The sequence below is a fragment of the Peribacillus sp. NPDC056705 genome (assembly GCF_043656335.1).
On record NZ_JBHTYI010000105.1, the window covers coordinates 1 to 2,105 of the forward strand.

Consider the following 2,105-nt stretch of genomic DNA (forward strand, 5'->3'; position numbering starts at 1 on the left):
GTCTCAATCAAGCCTGAATTTATGGATGGCGAAGGGAACGAACATACACTCGATGCAGGGAGAGGTATTAGCTTCTCGACACGATCTGATTCTGCGGGGGGGATAAATAAAATAACGCAATACCTCTATCTCAAACCCGAAACCTATCCACAACCACTGACGTTTGAATTGAGCAGTTATCCTGGTGTTATTAAACAAGGCTTGCGAGTGCCCATACTATAGAAACAGGGAGTATCCTCCGCGCGAAAAGGAACTGCACAGGGCAGTTCCTTTTTCTAGGTTGTTTCTATATAAGAATTCACACTTTGATCGTTAAACTCGGTGCTCGGTAGGGGAACTGCCGTCAGGGCCTCTGGCGTCGAGCAGCTCGACGAGTGCCTTGGGTACGCCATTCAGCAGCAGCCACTGCCGCAGGGTCTCGATGGCCCGGACTTGTCCGTTACCCTCATCTCTCCAGGTCAGTAGCTCGACGACCTTAATGACAAGGAGCATCAGCTCCATTTTGTCGTGTTCGATCTGGTCAGCCCGTATTTTCTGGAAGGCGGCCTCTTTCTCCCAATCCAGTAGAATTTCCTGACCGATGGTGGGTTTCATTAAGGAATGGCTATATTGACATCGCGGGCACTGCAAGGTCGTAAATTGCTGTGTACGGAACGTAACCCGGATATCCGTTTCGCATTGATGGCAGTTGAAATGAACTTGTATATCTGATGTCGATTTCATTAGTATGATTCCTCCTTCAATGAAAGGTATTTATTTATACCCAAAAGTCGGTCATGCTGACCCACCGTTATTACCGCATCGCTTACGCGCAGTGTCTGCAAACAGCAAGAAAAGGGCTTCTCGCAAGATCTAGGATCTTTTGAGATACCCTTTTCCATAAGATGACTATAATTCGAATGAAAGGAGAAGAAGCTTCTGTTTACTTTTTCACCTGTGTGAAAACATTGTACAGGAAAGCGAGTACGCCCAGCGTAACGAGTATGCCCCCTACAGCAATGACCGGCTCGACCGGCTCGACACCGCTCATGAGCAGGAAGAGACCGATCATCATGATGGGCAGACCGATGTTATGCAGCCAGAAGTGGACTTTACCGAAGGTGGACTTGCCCGCAGCAGGGAATAGATGATAGATAACGCCAGCAAGGGCCAATGAAGCCCAGCCGAGAAGATTCACGTGCGCATGCACCGAAGCGTAGTCGTAGTTATGGGAGATGGACATGTACATGCCGAGCAATACCCCGATGACAAAATAGACGACTGCAATCTTGATTAAACGAATTCCCATGAAATTCCTCCTTTAAGGATTACTACTATGATATATGCCATGGGCTGTAAAGTAGACCAGTAGAAGACATTCTGCCCGAAAAAAAGGAGCCGACCATCCTCTTCAGGATCATCGGCCCCACTATGATAAAATTGCTCAAGTACATTATAGAATATCGAGTTCAAGCACATCATAGATCAACCATTTGCCGCCAGATTGCTTGAGCCAATATAGCGAGGTGCTGTAGAACATATCGCCGTCGGCATCATCGACCTCTTCGATATAGAGGACCGCATCATCTCCTTGATGGAATATCGTTCGGATAACCTCAGCCTTGAGGTTGAAGTTAACTTCATCAAAGATCCCTTCATCGATGCTGGTCTTGAAAATATCATAGAATGATGACTCCGGATGGATGACCGACATAAGTAGAGGCCCGTCTTCATCGTTAAAGCCTTTGTACTGTGTATCAATCGTCTCGCTGATGGCCTTCTGTATGTTCTCAGGCACGTTAGGCTTAGCATCAAGCAGTTCATCACTTACCAGATATTCCATATCATATTCGTTGATGTCATGCAGTTTCCAGTTACCGCCGGGATCTTTCTTCAGCAACGACTCATAATAGATTGTCGCATCCCAGGAGAACGGTCCGCTAACCCGCTCGAAGCTACGGGCGGTGAAGGCATGAATGGAAGAGCCGGCAACCGTAACCTCCAATACTTGACTGGATACTTTCAGGTCGCGCTTGAATTGCTCATCGTATACTTCCTGCTGATAGGCAAGGGCAGGCGATTTCGCCAGGATGGATTGCTTGGCCAGTTCGAGGTTCTTGGCGGTC

Annotated in this window: 2 protein-coding genes and 2 pseudogenes; 1 reads left to right on the forward strand and 3 read right to left on the reverse strand. The window is 47.6% G+C overall.

Going from position 1 to position 2,105, the window contains the following annotated elements; translation table 11 throughout:
- Nucleotides 1-222: pseudogene (locus ACFRAK_RS27775) on the forward strand (DUF4179 domain-containing protein); the annotation flags it as partial.
- A gap of 90 nt (nt 223-312) precedes the next feature.
- Here ACFRAK_RS27775 and ACFRAK_RS27780 read toward each other — a convergent pair.
- The 3 genes and pseudogenes from ACFRAK_RS27780 to ACFRAK_RS27790 form a co-directional block, all read right to left on the reverse strand.
- Complete coding sequence (locus ACFRAK_RS27780; protein WP_394573000.1) at nt 313-723, reverse strand: hypothetical protein; 411 nt, start codon at nt 721-723, stop codon at nt 313-315.
- Between the two features lie 199 nt (nt 724-922).
- Nucleotides 923-1,288, reverse strand: a complete 366-nt coding sequence (locus tag ACFRAK_RS27785; protein WP_394573001.1) for a cytochrome-c oxidase — start codon at nt 1,286-1,288, stop codon at nt 923-925.
- Nucleotides 1,289-1,432: 144 nt separating this feature from the next.
- Nucleotides 1,433-2,105: pseudogene (locus ACFRAK_RS27790) on the reverse strand (copper amine oxidase N-terminal domain-containing protein); the annotation flags it as partial.

Excerpts from the sequence above, each read along its gene's own strand:
- ACFRAK_RS27785 (WP_394573001.1), bottom strand. The coding sequence starts at position 1,288 with ATGGGAATTCGTTTAATCAAGATTGCAGTCGTCTATTTTGTCATCGGG.
- ACFRAK_RS27780 (WP_394573000.1), bottom strand. The coding sequence starts at position 723 with ATGAAATCGACATCAGATATACAAGTTCATTTCAACTGCCATCAATGC.